Annotated in this window: 21 protein-coding genes and 1 pseudogene; 9 read left to right on the forward strand and 13 right to left on the reverse strand. The window is 37.6% G+C overall.

Features of this window, described 5'->3' with window-relative positions:
• Positions 1–86: 86 nt before the first annotated feature.
• Genes ACFINI_RS01260 through ACFINI_RS01275 form a run of 4 tightly spaced genes read left to right on the forward strand, consistent with a single transcriptional unit; the run spans position 87 to position 2,512 of the window.
• A complete protein-coding gene (locus ACFINI_RS01260; protein ID WP_375645455.1) occupies positions 87–1,367 on the forward strand; it encodes a TM0106 family RecB-like putative nuclease in 1,281 nt (426 codons plus the stop codon).
• Positions 1,342–1,824 carry a ribonuclease H-like domain-containing protein gene (locus tag ACFINI_RS01265; RefSeq protein WP_375645436.1) on the forward strand — a complete coding sequence of 161 codons (483 nt, stop codon included), beginning with the start codon at positions 1,342–1,344 and terminating at the stop codon, positions 1,822–1,824. The genes ACFINI_RS01260 and ACFINI_RS01265 overlap by 26 nt, the downstream gene beginning before the upstream one ends.
• A gap of 42 nt (positions 1,825–1,866) precedes the next feature.
• Positions 1,867–2,388, forward strand: coding sequence for an AAA domain-containing protein (locus ACFINI_RS01270; protein ID WP_375645437.1), 522 nt, complete (start codon positions 1,867–1,869; stop codon positions 2,386–2,388).
• A complete protein-coding gene (locus tag ACFINI_RS01275) occupies positions 2,360–2,512 on the forward strand; it encodes a hypothetical protein (protein ID WP_375639586.1) in 153 nt (50 codons plus the stop codon). The genes ACFINI_RS01270 and ACFINI_RS01275 overlap by 29 nt, the downstream gene beginning before the upstream one ends.
• 150 nt (positions 2,513–2,662) lie before the next feature.
• Here the strand turns inward: ACFINI_RS01275 and ACFINI_RS01280 are convergent, their stop codons facing one another.
• The gene (locus ACFINI_RS01280) at positions 2,663–2,884 is read right to left on the reverse strand and encodes a hypothetical protein (RefSeq protein ID WP_375645438.1); all 222 of its coding nucleotides are present in this window, start codon (positions 2,882–2,884) and stop codon (positions 2,663–2,665) included.
• Here ACFINI_RS01280 and ACFINI_RS01285 point away from each other — a divergent pair.
• Positions 2,883–3,368, forward strand: a complete 486-nt coding sequence (locus ACFINI_RS01285) for an AAA domain-containing protein (protein WP_375639582.1) — start codon at positions 2,883–2,885, stop codon at positions 3,366–3,368. The genes ACFINI_RS01280 and ACFINI_RS01285 overlap by 2 nt on opposite strands.
• Entirely contained in the window at positions 3,361–3,684 is a 324-nt protein-coding gene (locus tag ACFINI_RS01290) for an HNH endonuclease (protein WP_375612865.1), read from the forward strand. Before ACFINI_RS01285 ends, ACFINI_RS01290 begins: the two co-directional genes overlap by 8 nt.
• A gap of 233 nt (positions 3,685–3,917) precedes the next feature.
• Here the strand turns inward: ACFINI_RS01290 and ACFINI_RS01295 are convergent, their stop codons facing one another.
• The 10 genes and pseudogenes from ACFINI_RS01295 to ACFINI_RS01340 all read right to left on the reverse strand — a co-directional run bounded on the left by ACFINI_RS01295 (position 3,918) and on the right by ACFINI_RS01340 (position 11,085).
• Positions 3,918–4,079, reverse strand: a complete 162-nt coding sequence (locus ACFINI_RS01295; protein ID WP_375645439.1) for a hypothetical protein — start codon at positions 4,077–4,079, stop codon at positions 3,918–3,920.
• A gap of 325 nt (positions 4,080–4,404) precedes the next feature.
• Positions 4,405–5,445 carry an MFS transporter gene (locus ACFINI_RS01300; RefSeq protein ID WP_375645440.1) on the reverse strand — a complete coding sequence of 347 codons (1,041 nt, stop codon included), beginning with the start codon at positions 5,443–5,445 and terminating at the stop codon, positions 4,405–4,407.
• Positions 5,418–5,612, reverse strand: a complete 195-nt coding sequence (locus ACFINI_RS01305) for a hypothetical protein (RefSeq protein ID WP_375645441.1) — start codon at positions 5,610–5,612, stop codon at positions 5,418–5,420. Before ACFINI_RS01305 ends, ACFINI_RS01300 begins: the two co-directional genes overlap by 28 nt.
• Before the next feature lie 365 nt (positions 5,613–5,977).
• Positions 5,978–6,148 (reverse strand): hypothetical protein, encoded by a 171-nt coding sequence (locus ACFINI_RS01310; protein WP_375611449.1) that lies wholly within the window; start codon positions 6,146–6,148, stop codon positions 5,978–5,980.
• A 1,479-nt stretch (positions 6,149–7,627) separates the two neighbouring features.
• Positions 7,628–7,858, reverse strand: a complete 231-nt coding sequence (locus tag ACFINI_RS01315; RefSeq protein WP_375645456.1) for a cupin domain-containing protein — start codon at positions 7,856–7,858, stop codon at positions 7,628–7,630.
• A complete protein-coding gene (locus tag ACFINI_RS01320; protein WP_375632724.1) occupies positions 7,812–7,952 on the reverse strand; it encodes a hypothetical protein in 141 nt (46 codons plus the stop codon). The genes ACFINI_RS01315 and ACFINI_RS01320 overlap by 47 nt, the downstream gene beginning before the upstream one ends.
• Positions 7,945–8,274, reverse strand: a pseudogene (locus tag ACFINI_RS01325) (YqcI/YcgG family protein). The gene ACFINI_RS01320 and the pseudogene ACFINI_RS01325 overlap by 8 nt, the downstream one beginning before the upstream one ends.
• On the reverse strand, positions 8,189–8,500 hold the full coding sequence (locus tag ACFINI_RS01330) for a hypothetical protein (RefSeq protein WP_375645442.1): 312 nt from the start codon (positions 8,498–8,500) through the stop codon (positions 8,189–8,191). Before ACFINI_RS01330 ends, ACFINI_RS01325 begins: the two are co-directional and overlap by 86 nt.
• A gap of 165 nt (positions 8,501–8,665) precedes the next feature.
• Positions 8,666–9,871 carry an ATP-grasp domain-containing protein gene (locus tag ACFINI_RS01335; protein ID WP_375645443.1) on the reverse strand — a complete coding sequence of 402 codons (1,206 nt, stop codon included), beginning with the start codon at positions 9,869–9,871 and terminating at the stop codon, positions 8,666–8,668.
• A complete protein-coding gene (locus ACFINI_RS01340) occupies positions 9,868–11,085 on the reverse strand; it encodes a hypothetical protein (protein ID WP_375645444.1) in 1,218 nt (405 codons plus the stop codon). Before ACFINI_RS01340 ends, ACFINI_RS01335 begins: the two co-directional genes overlap by 4 nt.
• A 1,096-nt stretch (positions 11,086–12,181) precedes the next feature.
• Here ACFINI_RS01340 and tmk point away from each other — a divergent pair.
• Positions 12,182–12,799, forward strand: a complete 618-nt coding sequence (tmk, locus tag ACFINI_RS01345; RefSeq protein WP_375645445.1) for a dTMP kinase — start codon at positions 12,182–12,184, stop codon at positions 12,797–12,799.
• Positions 12,800–13,399: 600 nt separating this feature from the next.
• Entirely contained in the window at positions 13,400–14,611 is a 1,212-nt protein-coding gene (locus tag ACFINI_RS01350) for an MFS transporter (protein ID WP_375638174.1), read from the forward strand.
• Between the two features lie 318 nt (positions 14,612–14,929).
• Here ACFINI_RS01350 and ACFINI_RS01355 read toward each other — a convergent pair whose 3' ends face one another.
• The gene (locus ACFINI_RS01355) at positions 14,930–15,199 is read right to left on the reverse strand and encodes a hypothetical protein (protein ID WP_012754562.1); all 270 of its coding nucleotides are present in this window, start codon (positions 15,197–15,199) and stop codon (positions 14,930–14,932) included.
• A gap of 2 nt (positions 15,200–15,201) precedes the next feature.
• Positions 15,202–15,648: a hypothetical protein gene (locus ACFINI_RS01360; protein WP_375611456.1), complete on the reverse strand. Its 447-nt coding sequence runs from the start codon at positions 15,646–15,648 to the stop codon at positions 15,202–15,204.
• Between the two features lie 492 nt (positions 15,649–16,140).
• Here ACFINI_RS01360 and ACFINI_RS01365 point away from each other — a divergent pair, with 492 nt between their 5' ends.
• Complete coding sequence (locus ACFINI_RS01365; protein ID WP_375639995.1) at positions 16,141–16,647, forward strand: helix-turn-helix domain-containing protein; 507 nt, start codon at positions 16,141–16,143, stop codon at positions 16,645–16,647.
• Positions 16,648–17,486 lie beyond the last annotated feature (839 nt).

Consider the following 17,486-nt stretch of genomic DNA (forward strand, 5'->3'; position numbering starts at 1 on the left):
TGCAGCAATACGGTAACGATTAGATTCTCTACTCACCATCGGACTTGGTCACCTTTTTGGGGTGTCACCATGCGAGCTTCCTTGATGTGAAGGCGCTGAGCGAGAGCATGGATAAGGCCGAAGCCAGCACTACAGCTCAGCTACTGCAGCAAAAAGGCTTGGAACATGAGGCGGTGTATCTCCAGCAGTTTAAAGACGAAGGTAAATCCGTCGTTGAAATCCCTAAAGATTGCAATCTGCAAGATTGTGCCCAGCTAACACTGGAGGCCATGCAGTCCGGTGCGGATGTCATTTATCAGGTCGTTTTCTTTGTGCCGCCTTGGCGGGGTGAAGCTGACTTTCTGATTAAGTGCGATACGTCATCAGACTTAGGGGATTTCAGCTATGAGGTGCTGGATACCAAACTGGCGCGAACGGCTGAGCCCAAGCATATCATGCAGCTTTGCGTCTATTCTGAGCTGCTGACTGACCTGCAAGGATTGCGCCCGGCTGATATGCATCTGTTTCTGGGCGACCATGAAAAACACAGCTTCCGCGTGGCTGACTTTTTCTATTACTACACCCGCGCCAAAGGCCGCTTTGAAAGCTATCTGCAAAACCTGCCTGGAGACTCATATCCTGAGCCTTGTGGCCATTGCAATTTCTGCCCGTGGCGTGATGGCTGCAAAGCGCAGTGGGTGCAAGATGACCATTTAAGCCTTGTAGCCAACATTCAGCGCTCACAGATGGATAAGCTACGGAAGGCTGGTATCCGCACCGTTGCAGAGCTTGCCGCCACTGCACCTGACACCAAAATCCCTGATTTGAGCCGTGATGTATTTTTACGCCTGCGCTCCCAAGCTGTCCTGCAACACCACAAAGCCACCACTGGGGAGAATAAATGCGAGATCATTCCGTTTCCTCCAGGCAAGGGCTTTACCCGTATGCCAGTGCCGGATAATGGTGACCTGTTCTTTGATATGAAAGGCGATCCGCTTTACCCGAATGGCTTGGAGTATTTGTTTGGGGTGTATTATTTCAAAGATGGCAAGGAGCTGTTCCTTCCGTTCTGGGCGCATGACCATGAAGAAGAAAAAGAGACCTTTAAGCGCTTCATGGGCTTTCTGGCTGATCATCTTGCTAAACACCCACATGCCCATATCTATCATTACAACCACTATGAAACCACAGCCCTGATACGATTGGCCTGCCGTTATGCGGTCTGCGAAGAGCAGCTGGATAATCTGCTTCGCAACCAGAAATTCATTGATATGTATCTGGTGGTGCGTGAAAGCATCCGCACCTCTGAACCCGGCTATTCCATCAAAAACATGGAAACCTTCTATATGGACAAGCGTGCCAATGCTGTGGCGACCCGCCGCCGATAGCATCATCGTCTACAACGAATGGCGTGAAACAGGTGCTGATGAATTGCTGCAAGAGATTCCTGATTATAACGAGGTGGATTGCGTTTCCACGCATTTGCTGCGTGATTGGCTGCTGACACTTAAGCCGGAAGATGCGCCGTGGTTTAAGGGCCTTCCGGAATATGCCGAGGAAGAAAAGCTACAGCGCAAGGACTGGGAAATCGAATATGAGGATTACCAAACCCGCTTTGGTGTGATCGAGAATAACCCACCGCCGATCAATGAGCGGCTATCGCATCTGCGGGAGTTTCATAATCGGGAAGCCAAGCCGCAATGGTGGAGCAGCTTTGAACGGCAGAACAAATTTGAAGATGAGCTGGTTGACGATACGGAGTGCCTTGGTGGCCTGCGGCAAGTTGGCAGCCCCGAGCCTGAAAAGCGTTCCCTGATATACAGCGATTGCTTTCCTTCACAGTAATACAAGCTGAAGGTCGGCGCTCAGGCCGTTGATATTGCTGTCATGGAAAATGCAGGCACGATTGTTGAAATCGATGAAGATGCCTGCATTGTCAAAATCAAGCGCGGGGTCAGCAAAGAACCATTGCCGGAAAGCCTATCAATTGGCCCACCGGGACCGATTGACAGCAAGATCATCCGCTCCGCTATTTACCGCTATGCCGACCATGTGCTGGAAGCGTCAGAAGGCACTCATGCCGCGACAGAACTACTGGCGCGAAATGTACCACGCATTCAGGGCAAGCAGTCGGGCGAAGCGGTTATCACCTCTGATGATCTGCAAGGCGATGCGCTGGAAGCCATTGCGGCATTAGATAACAGCTATCTCTTTATCCAAGGTCCACCGGGCGCAGGTAAGACTTATACCAGTAGCCATATCATTGTGGACCTGATCAAACGCGGCAAGAAAATCGGCGTTACCTCCAACTCGCACAAGGCCATTCACAACTTGCTGGAAAAAGTGGAAAGCGTTGCCGCTGAAAAAGGCCGGAACTTCCATGGCATCAAAAAAAACCAGCAGCGGTAATGATGAAACCGTCTTTGATGGGCAATTCATCCGCTCAGAAACCAAGATCGAGAATATGAGCCTTGGCACTGATCTGTTTGCGGATACCGCATGGACATTTGCCAGCCCGCACTTTGATGGTTAGCTGGATTACCTGTTTATTGATGAGGCCGGACAAGTTGCTACCGCCAATGTGGTGGCGATGGCCACGGCGACCAAGAATATCATTCTGGTAGGAGATCAAATGCAGCTTGGTCAGCCTATCCAAGGCACTCATCCGGGCGAGGCTGGATTGTCAGTGCTGGAATTCTTGTTGGGCAATTATTCCACTATTCCGGCTGAGCGCGGCATCTTCCTTGGCCAGACACGCCGTATGCGTCCAAGCATCTGCTAGTTTATTTCTGATGCCTTTTATGATGGTCGCCTGACTGCTCATAAAAGCACTGCTGAGCGCGGCCTGAATCTGCAAGGCGTTGATCTGCCCAATGCAGGGATTGTCATGATCCCGGCAGAGCATGAAGGCTGCTCACAAAAAAGCGTTGAGGAAGGCGAGATCATCAAAACCAAATATGATGCTTTGCTTGGCCAAGAGTTTACCGACCGTAATGGCATCCGCCCGATCCACCGAGGACGATATTCTTGTGGTCACGCCATATAATGTGCAGGTCAATTATCTGCGCTCCATCCTGCCGGACAATGCTAAGATCGGCACCGTTGATAAGTTCCAAGGCCAAGAAGCGCCGATCGTGCTGATTTCTATGGTGACATCCAGCGCCGAAGATCTGCCGCGCAACATTGAGTTTCTCTACAGCAAGAACCGTTTGAATGTTGCCGTGTCACGCGTACAGTGTTTGGCGGTCGTGATCGCTAATCCAAAATTGCTGGAAATCCCATGCGACTCTGTAGAGCAGATGAAACTGGTCAACACATTCTGCTGGCTGGATGAGTATGCAGCCTCTGGAGATACGCAACAAATTCCGAGGAGAAGTAACCTTGGCTAATAACTGGAACATTCCTGATTGGTTGGAAAAAGAAGTGCGGGATCGTGATAAGATTTGCGTCTATTGCAGGTCAGAATTTACGCCAGTAAACGTTTCTAGAAAAACGGCGGCAAGTTGGGAGCATATCATTAATGACGCATCCATAATCACACGGGAAAATATAGCGCTCTGTTGTTGTGGATGTAATTCAAGCAAGGGACAAAAGCCTTTGCTTGAATGGCTTAATTCTAAATATTGCTCTGACAGAAATATATCTAAAGATTCTGTTGCTCCGATTATTAAGACAGCAATAGCTACAGCACGTTGCGGTGAATAACTGGCTTAATCACCGTATATTTTGCGGCGATTATCCGTTTCCAATGAAGGCAAGGCAGGATTCGAACCCTCGGTATAGTACCGTAGTAATCTGCATTAAAGGGTTCATGCTACCCAGTATTTGAAATGCAAACCCTCAGTACCGTAGCAACAAAAACCTTGATTTTGTTATCTTTCAGGACGACTATTGTTGCAACTCAATAGTAGGTGTAGAGGATTCGAACTCAAAGGGGGTCAATACCCCGCCATTAATTTAAAACGAACTTTCATATGCTTGATATGACATAGTTTAAAAAGCTCAGCATTTGCAGGATTTTTTATTGTTTGCAATTCACCAGTTCGCGTCGATCTATGCTTATCATTATGTACACCTAGAAATTGCTGTTGAATTTCCATGAATTTTATACTTTTTAAGCTCCTCTCCTCTCGATCTTAGATAACCTGATCTAGCATAAACGATCTCTTCAAATATCATTAAAGGATTTTTGCCATTATCACTAACTTCTGGTAGAGCTTTTAGAATTAATGGTGATCATAGTGCTATTTGCAATTTCGTTGATTAACGGGCTAAATGCGTTTTATCCACATGAGAGGTAACGAATACCTCAGCTTTTCTCACGCAATGCGTTTATTTAAAATTAATGTCATGAATATTTGTACAAAATTTTTATCTATACGATAATCAAAAAAAGGCTGACGTAATATAATAATTGAACATCATTCATGCGGCGCTTTCTTTTATCTCTAAGCTTTGTATGTAAATAGATAGTCCGTGCAAAATAAATAAAGGGGCGCAAAAGCCTATAAATACACACAGGACGTATAATATAGAAAATGAAAAAAATTTTCCTGCATATAAAAGTACAATAGAGAATAAAGCTGTTATGATGCGTACACTGGCATCGCCTGCCAAAATCACCCCGGCTAAATTTTCACTAGGTGTGATAGCTTGTCCAATTGTTATTCCCGATACCCTAAAATAAAATTGCCCAATACCTAATAAAAATCCCATAATATAAAGGGAATATTGAGTAAAATTTAAATATAAAACAAAAGAGATTGCGATCACGGCAAAAGCCGGTGCCCCCCATACAAAAAAACGAATTAAAGATGGAAATTTCCGTAAATAATAAGATGAGATAAGACCATTGATCACAAAACCCAGTGCTGACAAAGCAAAAATAGAATTTTGAATGGCTGTAAATTTTATATTATCTGATGTTATAGAAGCAAGAACAAGTGGCAATAAAACAATAGGCCCCGTATAGAGAGAATTATTCAAAATACGATTAATCGTTAAAAAACGCAACGCAGAAATCCGCCAAAGGCACCTGAACCCAACTCCATAAGCTTTTTGAGATGGCTTTTTTAATAGCTCTTTTGCTCTGTTTAGTTGTTGTATAGACTTTATACGAAACCATAAGCAGGCATTCAAAAGATAGATAAATACAATAAAGGCTATGGCTATTTTGTGCCCCAAATGCGCAATTATAAAATATATAAGCAATGGGGATATAATAACAAAAAACTGACAGCAACTAGTGTAAAATGCAAAAATTCCAGCTTTTTGTTTGGGAGCTGGAATCAGCTGATTCAAGGCACTATTGTTATTTGGGTTATCAGCCCCCATCAAGAGAGCAAGTAAAAAAAATACAAATAAAATAAGTACTGGATTGTTCATAAATAATAAGAAAGACAATAAACAAGCGCCAATAATTTGACTATAAAACCCAATTATAAAGCCTTGATAGTGCGCCAACATAAGCCAGCAATTCCAATTGCGATTAAATTAACGACATTTAAAGTAGCAGACGCTTCTCCCGTTGTATCTTGGAATTGTAACAAAGAAAGGCCAATAGATAATACACCACTAGCACAAAAACTCGTCAAACAACCAATCACAATCATAAGAAAAACAGAATTACGCAATAGCCTCCTCCCTCTTAAACAGAGACTCAAGCCATTTTATGATTTTCTCCATTGTCGAATATGGTTCGGTACTAAATTCCAGTTTTTTATAAAAGTTTAGTTCAAATGCGTTATAGGCACTTATTTTTTGAAAGTCATCTGTCAGCATGAATTCTATACTTGGCAACGTTGTACCCATAGATTGAGACAAATAATAGGAAATTACTTTCCAATACATATAGGTACGCTCTCTTGCCAAATAATTTTCCAAGGCATATTTCAAGTGACAACTACTTAAAATATATTTCGGACAATGGTGCAACGGATAATAAATACAAATAGCACCGGCTTGATGTCCCGGACAAGAAGAAATATTAATATTTTTATCATTTCATAATATTATAAAAACGCTCAGTGAGCAGATCTTCCAAATTTAGTCTAGTCACAACAAGATTGGTTGCTAATTTTTGAGAAACATGAGACCAAGCCAATCTTACTACTAAAGTTCCAATAACCTTTAAGTCAGATTCTGGATAAGCTTTTTTTAAATTTTCCACCCATATGTCTCTGTGACATATAATAATTGGCTCATCTCGTCTGAATGAACAAGATGTAATTCTAAACCAATATTATCACAAAGTTTTGAGCTCTTGAATTCTCCGTATCCTAATCTGGTATTCTTAAATCATCATAGGAACTAAGAATTTTTAAGTATTCCAACTTTTATTAAACTTTGTAACAATCTATTAGAATCTCCCCTTCACTGACTTCGACAATTATTTTCTCACCACTACAAGAACAAAAAATTATCTTTGAATTTGCTTACTTTTAGAAAGAAAAATGAGCAATACTTTTCCTTAACTAAAAGAAACACGCTCTATACCTTTTTCTTTATGATTATCAAAAAACTATCCCGTTACAATTAACCATCAATTATTAGAATAATATTTTGCGTTTAGCCTAATAAACTGTTATAATCAATGTTTTTCTCTGTTCTAAAAATCAGTGCTTTTCATTCTAGAGATACTCGTAATTGCTGTAAAATCTTTCCCAAATAACACGATCATCCTGAGAAGTTTTATACATACACACTACATTATACGGAATGCTATGTATTTTTTAACTTACTCAACTAACAAACATCTTTTAATGGACAAAATAAATCACGAAATTTCTGTGCTGTCACAATTCGAAAAACAATCATATATCTCCTTCCAATGATAGACGATGTCATTAGAAGAAAGCTTTAATGATATTGGTAGAATAAATTAACCAGAAAAAATTGCAGCGCTGATGGAATAAATTCTATTTTATACCTTGTAATTCTATCTAAATTTTAATCATTTTTGTTAAAGGTTCTTATGCAATTTTTTCTACATTCAGCATCATTTTACCACTTGTTGGCAACAAAAGATTAATAGCTAAATTCACCTATGTCATAATAGTTCTTTTTTGGGTAAAATAGGACATCTTCAATTTCGATATATAAATATTTTAATTCTTTAATATATTCTCTTCACATGCTTTAGATTAACAACACAACAAAACCCAAAATAAAAATATTTATTTTACTTAAGTTATTGAATATTATTTAAAAAGTATGGAAATAAAGTGATGCAAGAGTTAAAAATTATTTAAAAATTCAAATCCATCTACATTTTAGAGCCATCACGCATGGTAATAGCAGTTTTCATTAGGTATACTAAATATGCTTGATAACTTTTCTGCTTCATGCTTGTAGGGAATTTCAGATAGAGATAATACCAGAATCCATTCGTGAATGCTCGACAATAAAGCTGTAAACAAAATTATTTCCTTTTTGTTTAATCCGGTAAGCTTGATCCATTTTTTTTCCTAAAGAATAACGTTCTATTTTGTACTGTAAAATGCGGTTTCTGAAAAGTTTCCACGTTGGTTTGGGTAGAGGACGTAAACTTCATAGCCTTATTTTCCGCAGAATCTATGGGCGCATTATGGGAGGCAGGAGTAAAAGAATAAAATCCTGTATGAGAAAGAATCCATTAAAGAGCGTGCGGTTACCCATCTCTAATATCTCCAATAGTGAGATTTTCTGTAGCAATTGCATATATGCATCCTACATCTGCCGCAATTGATTTGTGCCTTGTATTGGCAGGTAGATGTATAATATCTCCTGGTGTACAGGTTATATGTTTTTCGCTATAGAAAAAATCTAACTCACCCTCTATAATTAAGAGAGTTTCATCGACCTGGTGAATATGCCAATCGTGTATTTTTTTTTGGAAAATCTCTTTGTATCTCTATTGATCCTTGCTCTGGAAGCATCATTTTGAATATATCATAGATATTTTTATTTAATTTAATTTTAGAAAATTTAGTCATTATCGTGCTCCATTATATGATATGGGCAAGGTGGGGATTCAATATTATTATCTTGCAGGAAGTATTGCGTCCATTCTCTATTTTGGGGTTCGCCATATTTTCCTAAAAAAGGAGATTTTGTGATAATATCAAAAGGTTCAGGCCTTTTTCCTACAATGAGAATACATTTTGTTCTGTAGAGAGAAGACTTAGAAAAAACACTTAAGCTGGAAAGTTAACATAAATATAGAACTTACTTAATTCTGTTTATATGAGACGGGATATTGCAAACTATAAACATAGGTTCGCCATGAAAGCAGAACTCCCATAGACGATTGTACATATTTTTTGTATATACTTAGGTCATTCTCGGTTGTCAAAATCTCGCAAATTTTTAAGCATAGATCAGAATTCTTCTCTATAAACTTCGATACTTTGTATGGGGCCGGCTCCTCGAATGCAACAAAAGATGTGTTCTTTCCAAAAATTTTATAATTATTGCAATAAGTTATCAGGTCTTCCATCATATTTTTTGCGGTCAACTTATTGTAGAACCCAAATCTAAGCATATTTTTTGAGTATCCATTTACACCGAATAGGCAGAAAAGGCCTAATTGTGTTATTCATGGTTGCATTGAATTCTTTAAAAATGACTTGCTTCCATTTTTAATATTTGTCTATATTTTCAATTGACTGCGCTTCTGAATCCATGTTTTCCTCCCAATTGCTGTATTTTATAAGAAATTGCTACGAATGATCCTCTCCAAAGCTGATAATTCATCATCACTGTGTCCCCAAATTGCTATAATAGCTGGGCAGGTATTTAAATCGATGGTTAGGGGGAGGGGCTCATTTTCTTTAAAAAAGAGCATAAAATGAACCACATTTTCCCAAGAATGAAGCTTTTGCCGCCATACATTAACATCTTTTATAATATGACCGTCGATCTCGTTGATAAGGAAGATAATACGCCCTTTTTTCTTAAAGCGACTTGGTGTTTGCGAAAACACGCCTGCAATAAGGTTAACGGAGCTTTCAAGTAAATCATTTTCATAGCAATGTGCGAACAAGGTGGGTGCAATTCCTCCGTGGAGGCGGGCTCCTACTTCAATCATCACTGGACCACGAGCTGTTTGCATGATTTCCATATGCGCAGGTCCATATTCAATTCCCAGCACGCGAATGCATTGTTTTGCATAAGAGATAAGAGGGGCATAAGAGGGATCTTGAGCATCAAGCACATCAAGCGTTTCATAAACAAAAGTACTTCCATTATGAATACCTTTTTTATATCGTGACAAACTACATATTTTTATAGCCTCTCCCTTTACAACGGCATCGACGATGTATTCCTCTCCCTCCAATCTTTCTTGGAGCAAATAAGCCTCGTTAGGTGCGTCAAAAATATTTTTTTTCTTCCAGTCGATTTCAGAGGTCCACGTTACTACTTCCTCAAGATTAGAGAAAAATAAAACACCATCACTCCCTGCAGAATCATTTGGCTTTACCACATAGCCGCTGTGGCTTTCAAAACCATCGAAAGTACAATCGTTTTTTGTAAGAATCTTTGATCGGATGTAAGATAAACCATTTTCACAAAGGCGTTTTTGCATCGCTGCTTTTTTCCGTCGCCAATCGGTAGTCAAGGGGTTATTCCCAGGGCAATTATAATAAGCCGCCAATTGATCTGCACAATAAATACCCCCTTCGGCACCCGCTATTACAGCCTCTATCGTGTCGATAGGAAAGCGTTTCTTTATCTCATCTACACTATGAAGCTTCGCTTCTGCCATGCCCTTTCCCTGATAAGAAAGCATATAGTGTGAAAAAGGAGCTTGTTGAGAGACAACACCATAACAAGCATAGCCTAATTTTTGCAAAGCAGGGCCATAGAGGGCACCCGTGGAGAAAGGGTCGACAATAAGAATAGGTTTTCTCATACTTTGTTCCGCTGCGATAAAAGGAAAAGAACATAAATAAAGATTATCAACCCTATAAGGGGCAGAAGATAAACAGCTGCTTGAGGACCCATAAGGGCAGAGCTTGTAAGAAGACCAAGAATGACATAACCTGCCGATTGGGAGAGAGTATAAAGCATGCCGCTATAGCTTCCCACCAGCTCTGCTTGAGCCTCTGTTTTGGTCGCTTCAATCGTATGTTTGCGGGCATTAATTCGCATGGTATTCATTGAAAAGCCAATAAAAAAGCAAAAGACCACAGCCAAATAGGGCGATTGTGTGGTGCTAAAAATAAGATCAGCTACGCTCAACATAAGGGCTGGGAGAATAAATTCAAAACGAGGGATTTTGATAAAAGCAGCCAAAAAAGCGCCCACGCCCGCAACCGCACTGCAAAGCCCATAATATTCAGAGCCAAAATTTTTCACACTCTGAAAAAGAATAGTTGCTAGCGTATTATAAGCGCAAATATGAAAGCCAATAAGTCCTATGCAGACGCATAAAAGTTTAAGCTCATGGGAGAGCTCATCCACTTGCGGTGTAGGTGCTGGCTTCTTACCAGTTGCAAGTGCTGTGGTATCTGTAGCGTTGTATTCATCGCAAAAGATAATATATCCGGCTATAAGGCTTATAATGATGTCAAACATACAAAGTGTCACAATCAAACCATTATAACCAATTTCAGCCGCTGCCCCTCGAGGGCTGGTCGCTTCTAAGAGATAACCACTTAGTGCTGCTCCCAAAAATGCGCCAATTTGCACCACTGTTTGCATAATGCGGGAAGCCTTTTGGGCGCTAATATAACCACTAAGTGCTAGTTTAGTATTATAAGTCTCGAGAGTGCTTAAGGTAATCAAAGAGAGATAGCCGATAGAGATAGAGACAGCAATAAAACCAAAGGGGGAATCAGCGTAATGGAAAAGTGCAATCAATAAAAGAAGGCTATAGATAATGATCCGCCTTTTGTATAAATCGACCAACCGCAGTGAGGCTTTAATGCACACAAGACCGCTTTTTTTCAAAAGATAGGGCATAAGGGTGCCCAAAGCCATGGTTACGCCCAAGAAAACCGATGAGGATGTTATGCGATAAGCATTCCAAAGATTACTTAAAAATAAAACCATATCAGAAAGATACAGCAGGACAACAAGCCCATAAAACCGAAACATCAGTTGTTTGTGCACATTACCCCCCATGTTAAATACACATGCTATACATTATACATTTTTACAAAAAGCTAATATATATGTTGTTAGGCATGTCAAGTTTTTTCGATAGAAGCATGATACAGATTTGAACGATAACGTTTCTCATAGCGATAGCTAATTTTGGAGAAACTGAGAGCGGAGGCGGTTGGTATTTTTACTGTATCTCTTGTGAGGTGCTTTTCCAATGAGGAGTTTCTTCGCTAAATGACCAGTATAGCTATGTTCTTGGGAAGGCTGTGTTTGCACTCTCAAGATTGCCTCCATTTATACTCAAGGTTGAGGTTTTTCTATTGACCGTTGTTAGATTGTTATTGTGACAATAAACTTCGTTATCTATCAGAAACATTTATGGTATTAGCGCTAAGGTATTGTATTAAGGCCTTTACATAGTAGTCTTTTTATAGAGAGAAGGTATTATTGGTTCAGTTTTAGGAGGCTTTATTACGGCTGATTTGGGCATCGTCGTTGTTTGAGGGCTTATTATAATATTCTTAGTTTCAGTTTATGAATATACCGAAAAATATAGTGAAACATTTGATTCAAACGCTTTTGCTAGGCATATTTCAATATCTCAGTGATGTTTTCCAAGAATTGCTCTGCTGCTTTTTGACGGGATCGGATATCAAATGCTTATAGCGAGGGCAGTGGTTTGAGAAAAGATAGAGCTGATTTCATTAGATTTCTATGTAGAGCAATCCAGTACCAGCTCTTAGGACAATAATATACTGAGATCGAACTCATTTCTATACATTTACACGACGCTATAGGAGTAATCCTCAGAAACTCTACTAGAATTCGTTAAAAAATGGCAGGTTATGGAGTGTGATCAAAAAAATATATTTTTTACAAATACTTAATCTCATTTTAAGTTGTCTAAAATATAACATTATCTTAAAACTAAGTCTATATACCGCCATTTATCATAAAGTTAATAAGTTATACAAAATGCGGGAGTATTGTGTTTTTCTGTTTAGAGACGAGTAAAAAACACCTTATTAAACATTAAGAGATTTCAGACATAAAACAATTTAACTTATGGAAAGTATATAGACAAAATGATCTTGATAAAAAAGTTTATAATTCCATGTGGTCTTCAAAGAAATTTTCTGGTTCTTTTATTGTCTTATGCGGGTTTGATGGGAGTGGTAAGACAACACAAACAAAAGAAATTGCTCGCCATTACTCAACAGAAAAACATATAATACAAACTTTTCAACCCAGTTATTGGTATAGAAATAATCCAGAAATTAGAGATTACTTAGATAATGGAAAAGCAATTGATCCGTTGCTTTTAGCACTCTTATCAGCGACAGATAGACGCAAATATACGCTTGAAATTATTGAACCTTCCTTAACGTCATCGCAAAATTTATTAATTAGCGATCGATATGTTTATTCTAGTCTTGCTTATTTTTATGCTCAAGAGCTTTCTGTTGAAAGTGTCGTTAAATTAAATCAATCTATTCCAAGACCTCATATTACATTTTATCTTCATTTACCGCCCATTACTATACTGGAACGGTTGCAGAAAAGGGATGGTTTAAACTTAAAATACGAAGAAAAACTCTCTTTTATTGAAAAAATTTACAAAGTATACAAAGTTTTATCGGAAATAGATGAGCGGTTTATAACAATTAATGGAACTACTCCTGTTTCTTTAATTCATCATCAAATACGACATCATATAGATAAGTTTTTTTGATTATGAATAAAATCATTTATTAATCAATTTATCCACGATAAATCCTCCTTTATGTATTCTTACTCTAAATCTGAAACTTTAGAGATGTGATTGCAATAATTTAACTGCTCAGGAAAAATATCACGTTATATATTTTAATTAGAAAACTAACTGTAATGGGCTTGTTTTAAAAGATTTAGAGAAGGGGAGTAGAAAAGTTAGCAATATTTATTGTGAGGATAATAGTATGTTTATTCTTTTAGAGACGAAGTGTGGTGATAGAAGAACGACATGGAGGAATATACTCGAGCATATTTTAGTGCACAGAATAATAAGGACAATAATGTGAGTGAAGCTTCCATACCGTAAAATTGTTTCACAGATGTATAAAGGTGTAGCTTCTGAATAAAACGCACATAAAATATTAATTTTGTTTTTGTCCATAAATGTTCCGTTTTCATAGAAGAATTAATCATAAAACAGCACAAAGATTGTAAAAGCCTCAAAAAAGAAATTTTGCTTTCTTAAATTTAATGATCTAAAATAAAAATTGTAAGAATGCCTGTTTTTAAACAGGATGTATCATGCATATCGACTGGTATTCATTTTAGAGGATAATTTATGTTCACTTCAAATTTGAAGGAACGCATTGCTTTATTTGAAAATAGAACTTTTCTCTATTTTACTTTGAGCGGCTTATTTGCTACATTTGGAAGTGGACTAAATTATATTACATTGTCATGGATCGCTTACAATCAGACGGGCTCAATCCGTGGTGTAGCGTTGATGATGCTTTTTCTTTGGACGCCTGGCATTATTTTTGCGCCTATTTTTGGCATATTGGCAGATAAATATAACCGTAAAACGCAGATTATTATTTCAAATCTTGTGAGAGGTTTGGTAATCGTGGGCTGGGTAATGCTTTGGCATTTTGGTATAGAAATTGAATTGATGGTCTTATCTGCTCTTTTGGGTATTTTTATTCCTTTTTATATGCCATCAGCTATTTCTTTAATTCAAAGTATTGTGCTGAAGGAACAGCTCATCAATGCAAATGCAACCATCGATATGGTTTATGAACTTGGCACTATCGTAGGTATGGGCTTAAGTGGATTTATACTGTCCTATGCAGGAACAAAAGGAACTCTTCTAATAGGTGGTATATTCTTTATCATTGCTGGTTTATTTAATTTTGCAATGAAGGTACCTAAAAACCGAAGATCTAAAAAACAAAACCAGCAAAATTGGTGGGAAAATTATACAGCATCTCTTCATTATTTTAAACAGAATCCGGCTCTTTTTGTACCTTATATAAGCCAGATGATTATTATGACTCTTTTGATGACCATTCCTGTTATTCTCGTTCCTTATATACAAGAGGTTTTACATGCGGATAACAGGACCTTTGCAATATTTGAGGTGCTTTATTCTATGGGCGTATTGACAGGTGCGTTTTTTTCACCACTTCTTTGTAAAGTTTTATCTATCAGGAAAACATTAGCCATTTTATTAGCTTTTATGGCTATTGGCCTCGCTATTTTATCTGTTAATACACACAATTTTGTTGTTTTTCCTGTTTACTTTATGATTGGATTTGGACTTTCGAGTTGGGCTCTTTCGATTTCTTTATCACAACTCTCTTGTGATCCTGAATACCAAGGAAGATTGCAGGCAAGTTTTAATGGTATCTCTGGATGCTTGATCCTCGGAGTCTATCTCATCATGGCAAGCGATAACAGTAACATATCACCTCAATCGATATATTTTTTTCAAAGCATTGTTGCGTTTGTTGGAATACTCATAGTGCTGTTTTATAAACATGAAAAACAATAAATTACGTTTAAGAGTGGTCAATATACGCTATTTTTAAACATTTACGCTGCAGCACATTTCATATTTTGCTTTTAAAGGAGAGTTGAGAAAATGTAAAAGTTGGTGCTTAATGAACAAAGCATAAATTGATGTATGCTAGAGAATACTCTCTATTTTTTGATAATGATCTAAAAGAATTGATGCGTTTCTTTAATTCATCTCACTGTTGTTAAGAAGACGAAAACGTAACACTTTAAATCTTCTTGAAAGTTTTTTGTTTAAGCGTAGTAGAAAGTAAAGCGATGAGGGAATATCGTATTACATGGGGAGAGTATTGTATTATTTTTGTTTTTCAAAATCCATATGAAAAATTGTATCAATTTCATCTTCATTGGAATGAGTATTTCTACGACGATGCAAGGTTTGCACAATCTCTTTTTTTAAAACAGCATCTGTTTCACTTAAACGGTGAATACTGAGTTCCAATTCAAGAGATAACGCCAAATCCACGCACAATTTAAGCTCTTCTCCAATGTCGAAACCGCGTTGATAGTCGTCATAAAGACCAACCAGTGTATCAGATAATTCTTTATCGCATAAAGAGGTCATGCTTAATTCCTCAACGTTGCGGGTTTCCATGCAGCTTTTTTAAGTATCACTCCACTATCATCACTTAGAATTGCCATGTATACGAACCTCATGGTTTTGTCAATTTTCTGCAAAATACGCGCTTTTAAATCAAAGCCTATTAAAGATTTTATTACTCCAAGATTTTGAAGCGCCCAATTGTAAATATGGATGGCAATGTGTTTACTATAGAATTTATAGCATTTAAAATACATTGCCAAAAGGCTTTTAATATGCGTAGAGGAAGAGTATTCTGACGATAAACCAAACACCCTGAAATCTCTATTGCCAGTTACAGCTAAATCAGTGCCATTAATATATAAAATAAGCAAACAGGGTTTGTAAACGTCTAACTTTTTAATAACGAGTGATAATCTCGTTTTTTGTAGAATACCAATTATTTTGCCTATTTTATATTGATTTTTAGACATTGATAAACTTTTTACTTTATAAAAACCTATGGGAAATGCATTTGCATATTTTTGTAATAAGATTTCAGTGGTATATTGCACAGCATGAAATGAAGAGAATCGTATTAGGCTTTTTGCTTTTGAAAGAATATGACTGCAACTTTTGAGAAAGCAGTTGGCAAGAATTGGCTTGGCATGCAAACTGATAGAGTTGGCAGTGGCGCATTTAGTTTTTTCATTGGCCTGTGTCCAAATGTTTTTGACTCTGGAAAATAACCTCTGATAGGCTTGAGTTTTTTCGAGGTTATATTACAGGGCGCAGCTCAGAAAAATACCACGGCGATTGCATTTTTTGTAATTGTCATAATTTTCGCTCCTGCTTGAATGGATGCTGTAACATCCGTTTTTGTGGGGTTATGTATGTGATAACTGCTCTTCTTAAGGGGCAGTAATAATAGATATAAATCAATATAATTATTTAGTCAGCAACTATATTGATTTTGGAGTGTTTTTTTGGCTCGTCCGGAAGCAAAACCTAAAACTGAGTTGGCAAAACGTTTTCGTGAAGTGCGTCACGCTCTTGGTTTTACAGAGCGTAAGCAGTTTGCTGAACATCTTGGTATCACTGCTGGCTCTATAGGAACTTATGAAACTGGTATAAGTGAGCCTACAGCCTCTGCGCTCTCCAAATATCAAGAAATTTGTGGTGTTTCATTAGATTGGCTAGTAACGGGAAATGGCGAGATGTTTTCAGATATGGCAAAGGCAAAAGCAGCTGGTTTTAAACCGCAAGCGATACCTGTTGGGCTGATGAAAAAGCTTGGACATTTAGCTTATACGACCTATCATGATGCAAAAATAACACTTTCTCCTGAAGATGTTGCGGAATTAGCAGCAGAGCTTTATGGAAGATTGCAAGAGCTTATTCAAAACCTCAATGATATAGAAGAAGTCGAAGCCACTTTGCCACTTTTAAAATTACATTTAAAGCGTAAAATCGAAACTGAAAAGCACATCTAGAAATTTCATAAGATACGAATGAACAGCCTTTTAAAAAATAAAACTTTTTTGGTTTTCTGCTGTATAACCAAGTTTGGAATATGAAGATCTCACGATCTTCGAGTCTCTTATTCAACCTGAAAAACGAGAAACTATCATTATAAATCAATAGACTGTTCTGATTAAAAATAAAACGGTTCATAAAAAGAACGACAGGTAGCAATACAAACAAAATTTCTTCAAAAGGAAGCGAGTATAGCATCATTCCTGAAATATTTGTTGGTTGAAGAAAAGATACGGACAACAGTGAAAATACAGTGGGTTCTGTGAGAGGAAAGAGTTTAGAAAACAGCTTCTTTTCGGTTTGTGATATTAAAAAATTTATACAATAGTGAAAATACAATGACGATGTTTTGTTCCTATAGAAGGGTAACAGATATATAAGAGAGAAGAACGAAAGACTATTTATAGATGCGCTTTTGTCTTTTTATGAAGATGATAAGATGAGTACGTTAAAACTTTTTACAGAGCGTGCATCATTATATTTAAAACAGATTTCTTTCAAAGAGATGTATAGTATATTGAAACAGTTTACCTCGCAACAAAAAGTGAGATTATGATGATAATCATTATCTATTACATTGTGCGATAAGTTAAAAAAATCATAAATTTGTGCTTATAAGAACAGCTAATTTATTGAGAAGTATTTTTACAAATTTATAAAAAATTATTTTTACGCTCTTGCCATTCTTCTGATGCGCTTTATTTGAAAAGTAGAATTGCTCTTTAGTGAAACTATTTTTGTTAAGAGATAAATCGCAGTGTTTTTGAATGGAGATTACGGTATATTTTCAAAGTCT

Source organism: Bartonella sp. AA56HLJMS, from assembly GCF_042197145.1.
Classification (GTDB): Bacteria; Pseudomonadota; Alphaproteobacteria; order Rhizobiales; family Rhizobiaceae; genus Bartonella.

Excerpts from the sequence above, each read along its gene's own strand:
- ACFINI_RS01355 (WP_012754562.1), bottom strand. The coding sequence starts at position 15,199 with ATGACCTCTTTATGCGATAAAGAATTATCTGATACACTGGTTGGTCTT.
- ACFINI_RS01335 (WP_375645443.1), bottom strand. The coding sequence starts at position 9,871 with ATGAGAAAACCTATTCTTATTGTCGACCCTTTCTCCACGGGTGCCCTC.
- tmk (WP_375645445.1), top strand. The coding sequence starts at position 12,182 with ATGTGGTCTTCAAAGAAATTTTCTGGTTCTTTTATTGTCTTATGCGGG.
- ACFINI_RS01340 (WP_375645444.1), bottom strand. The coding sequence starts at position 11,085 with ATGGGGGGTAATGTGCACAAACAACTGATGTTTCGGTTTTATGGGCTT.
- ACFINI_RS01295 (WP_375645439.1), bottom strand. The coding sequence starts at position 4,079 with ATGGAAATTCAACAGCAATTTCTAGGTGTACATAATGATAAGCATAGA.
- ACFINI_RS01350 (WP_375638174.1), top strand. The coding sequence starts at position 13,400 with ATGTTCACTTCAAATTTGAAGGAACGCATTGCTTTATTTGAAAATAGA.
- ACFINI_RS01320 (WP_375632724.1), bottom strand. The coding sequence starts at position 7,952 with ATGACTAAATTTTCTAAAATTAAATTAAATAAAAATATCTATGATATA.
- ACFINI_RS01360 (WP_375611456.1), bottom strand. The coding sequence starts at position 15,648 with ATGTCTAAAAATCAATATAAAATAGGCAAAATAATTGGTATTCTACAA.
- ACFINI_RS01265 (WP_375645436.1), top strand. The coding sequence starts at position 1,342 with ATGCTGTGGCGACCCGCCGCCGATAGCATCATCGTCTACAACGAATGG.
- ACFINI_RS01280 (WP_375645438.1), bottom strand. The coding sequence starts at position 2,884 with ATGCTCTGCCGGGATCATGACAATCCCTGCATTGGGCAGATCAACGCC.
- ACFINI_RS01285 (WP_375639582.1), top strand. The coding sequence starts at position 2,883 with ATGAAGGCTGCTCACAAAAAAGCGTTGAGGAAGGCGAGATCATCAAAA.
- ACFINI_RS01275 (WP_375639586.1), top strand. The coding sequence starts at position 2,360 with ATGGCATCAAAAAAAACCAGCAGCGGTAATGATGAAACCGTCTTTGAT.
- ACFINI_RS01330 (WP_375645442.1), bottom strand. The coding sequence starts at position 8,500 with ATGCTTAGATTTGGGTTCTACAATAAGTTGACCGCAAAAAATATGATG.
- ACFINI_RS01270 (WP_375645437.1), top strand. The coding sequence starts at position 1,867 with ATGGAAAATGCAGGCACGATTGTTGAAATCGATGAAGATGCCTGCATT.
- ACFINI_RS01300 (WP_375645440.1), bottom strand. The coding sequence starts at position 5,445 with ATGTTGGCGCACTATCAAGGCTTTATAATTGGGTTTTATAGTCAAATT.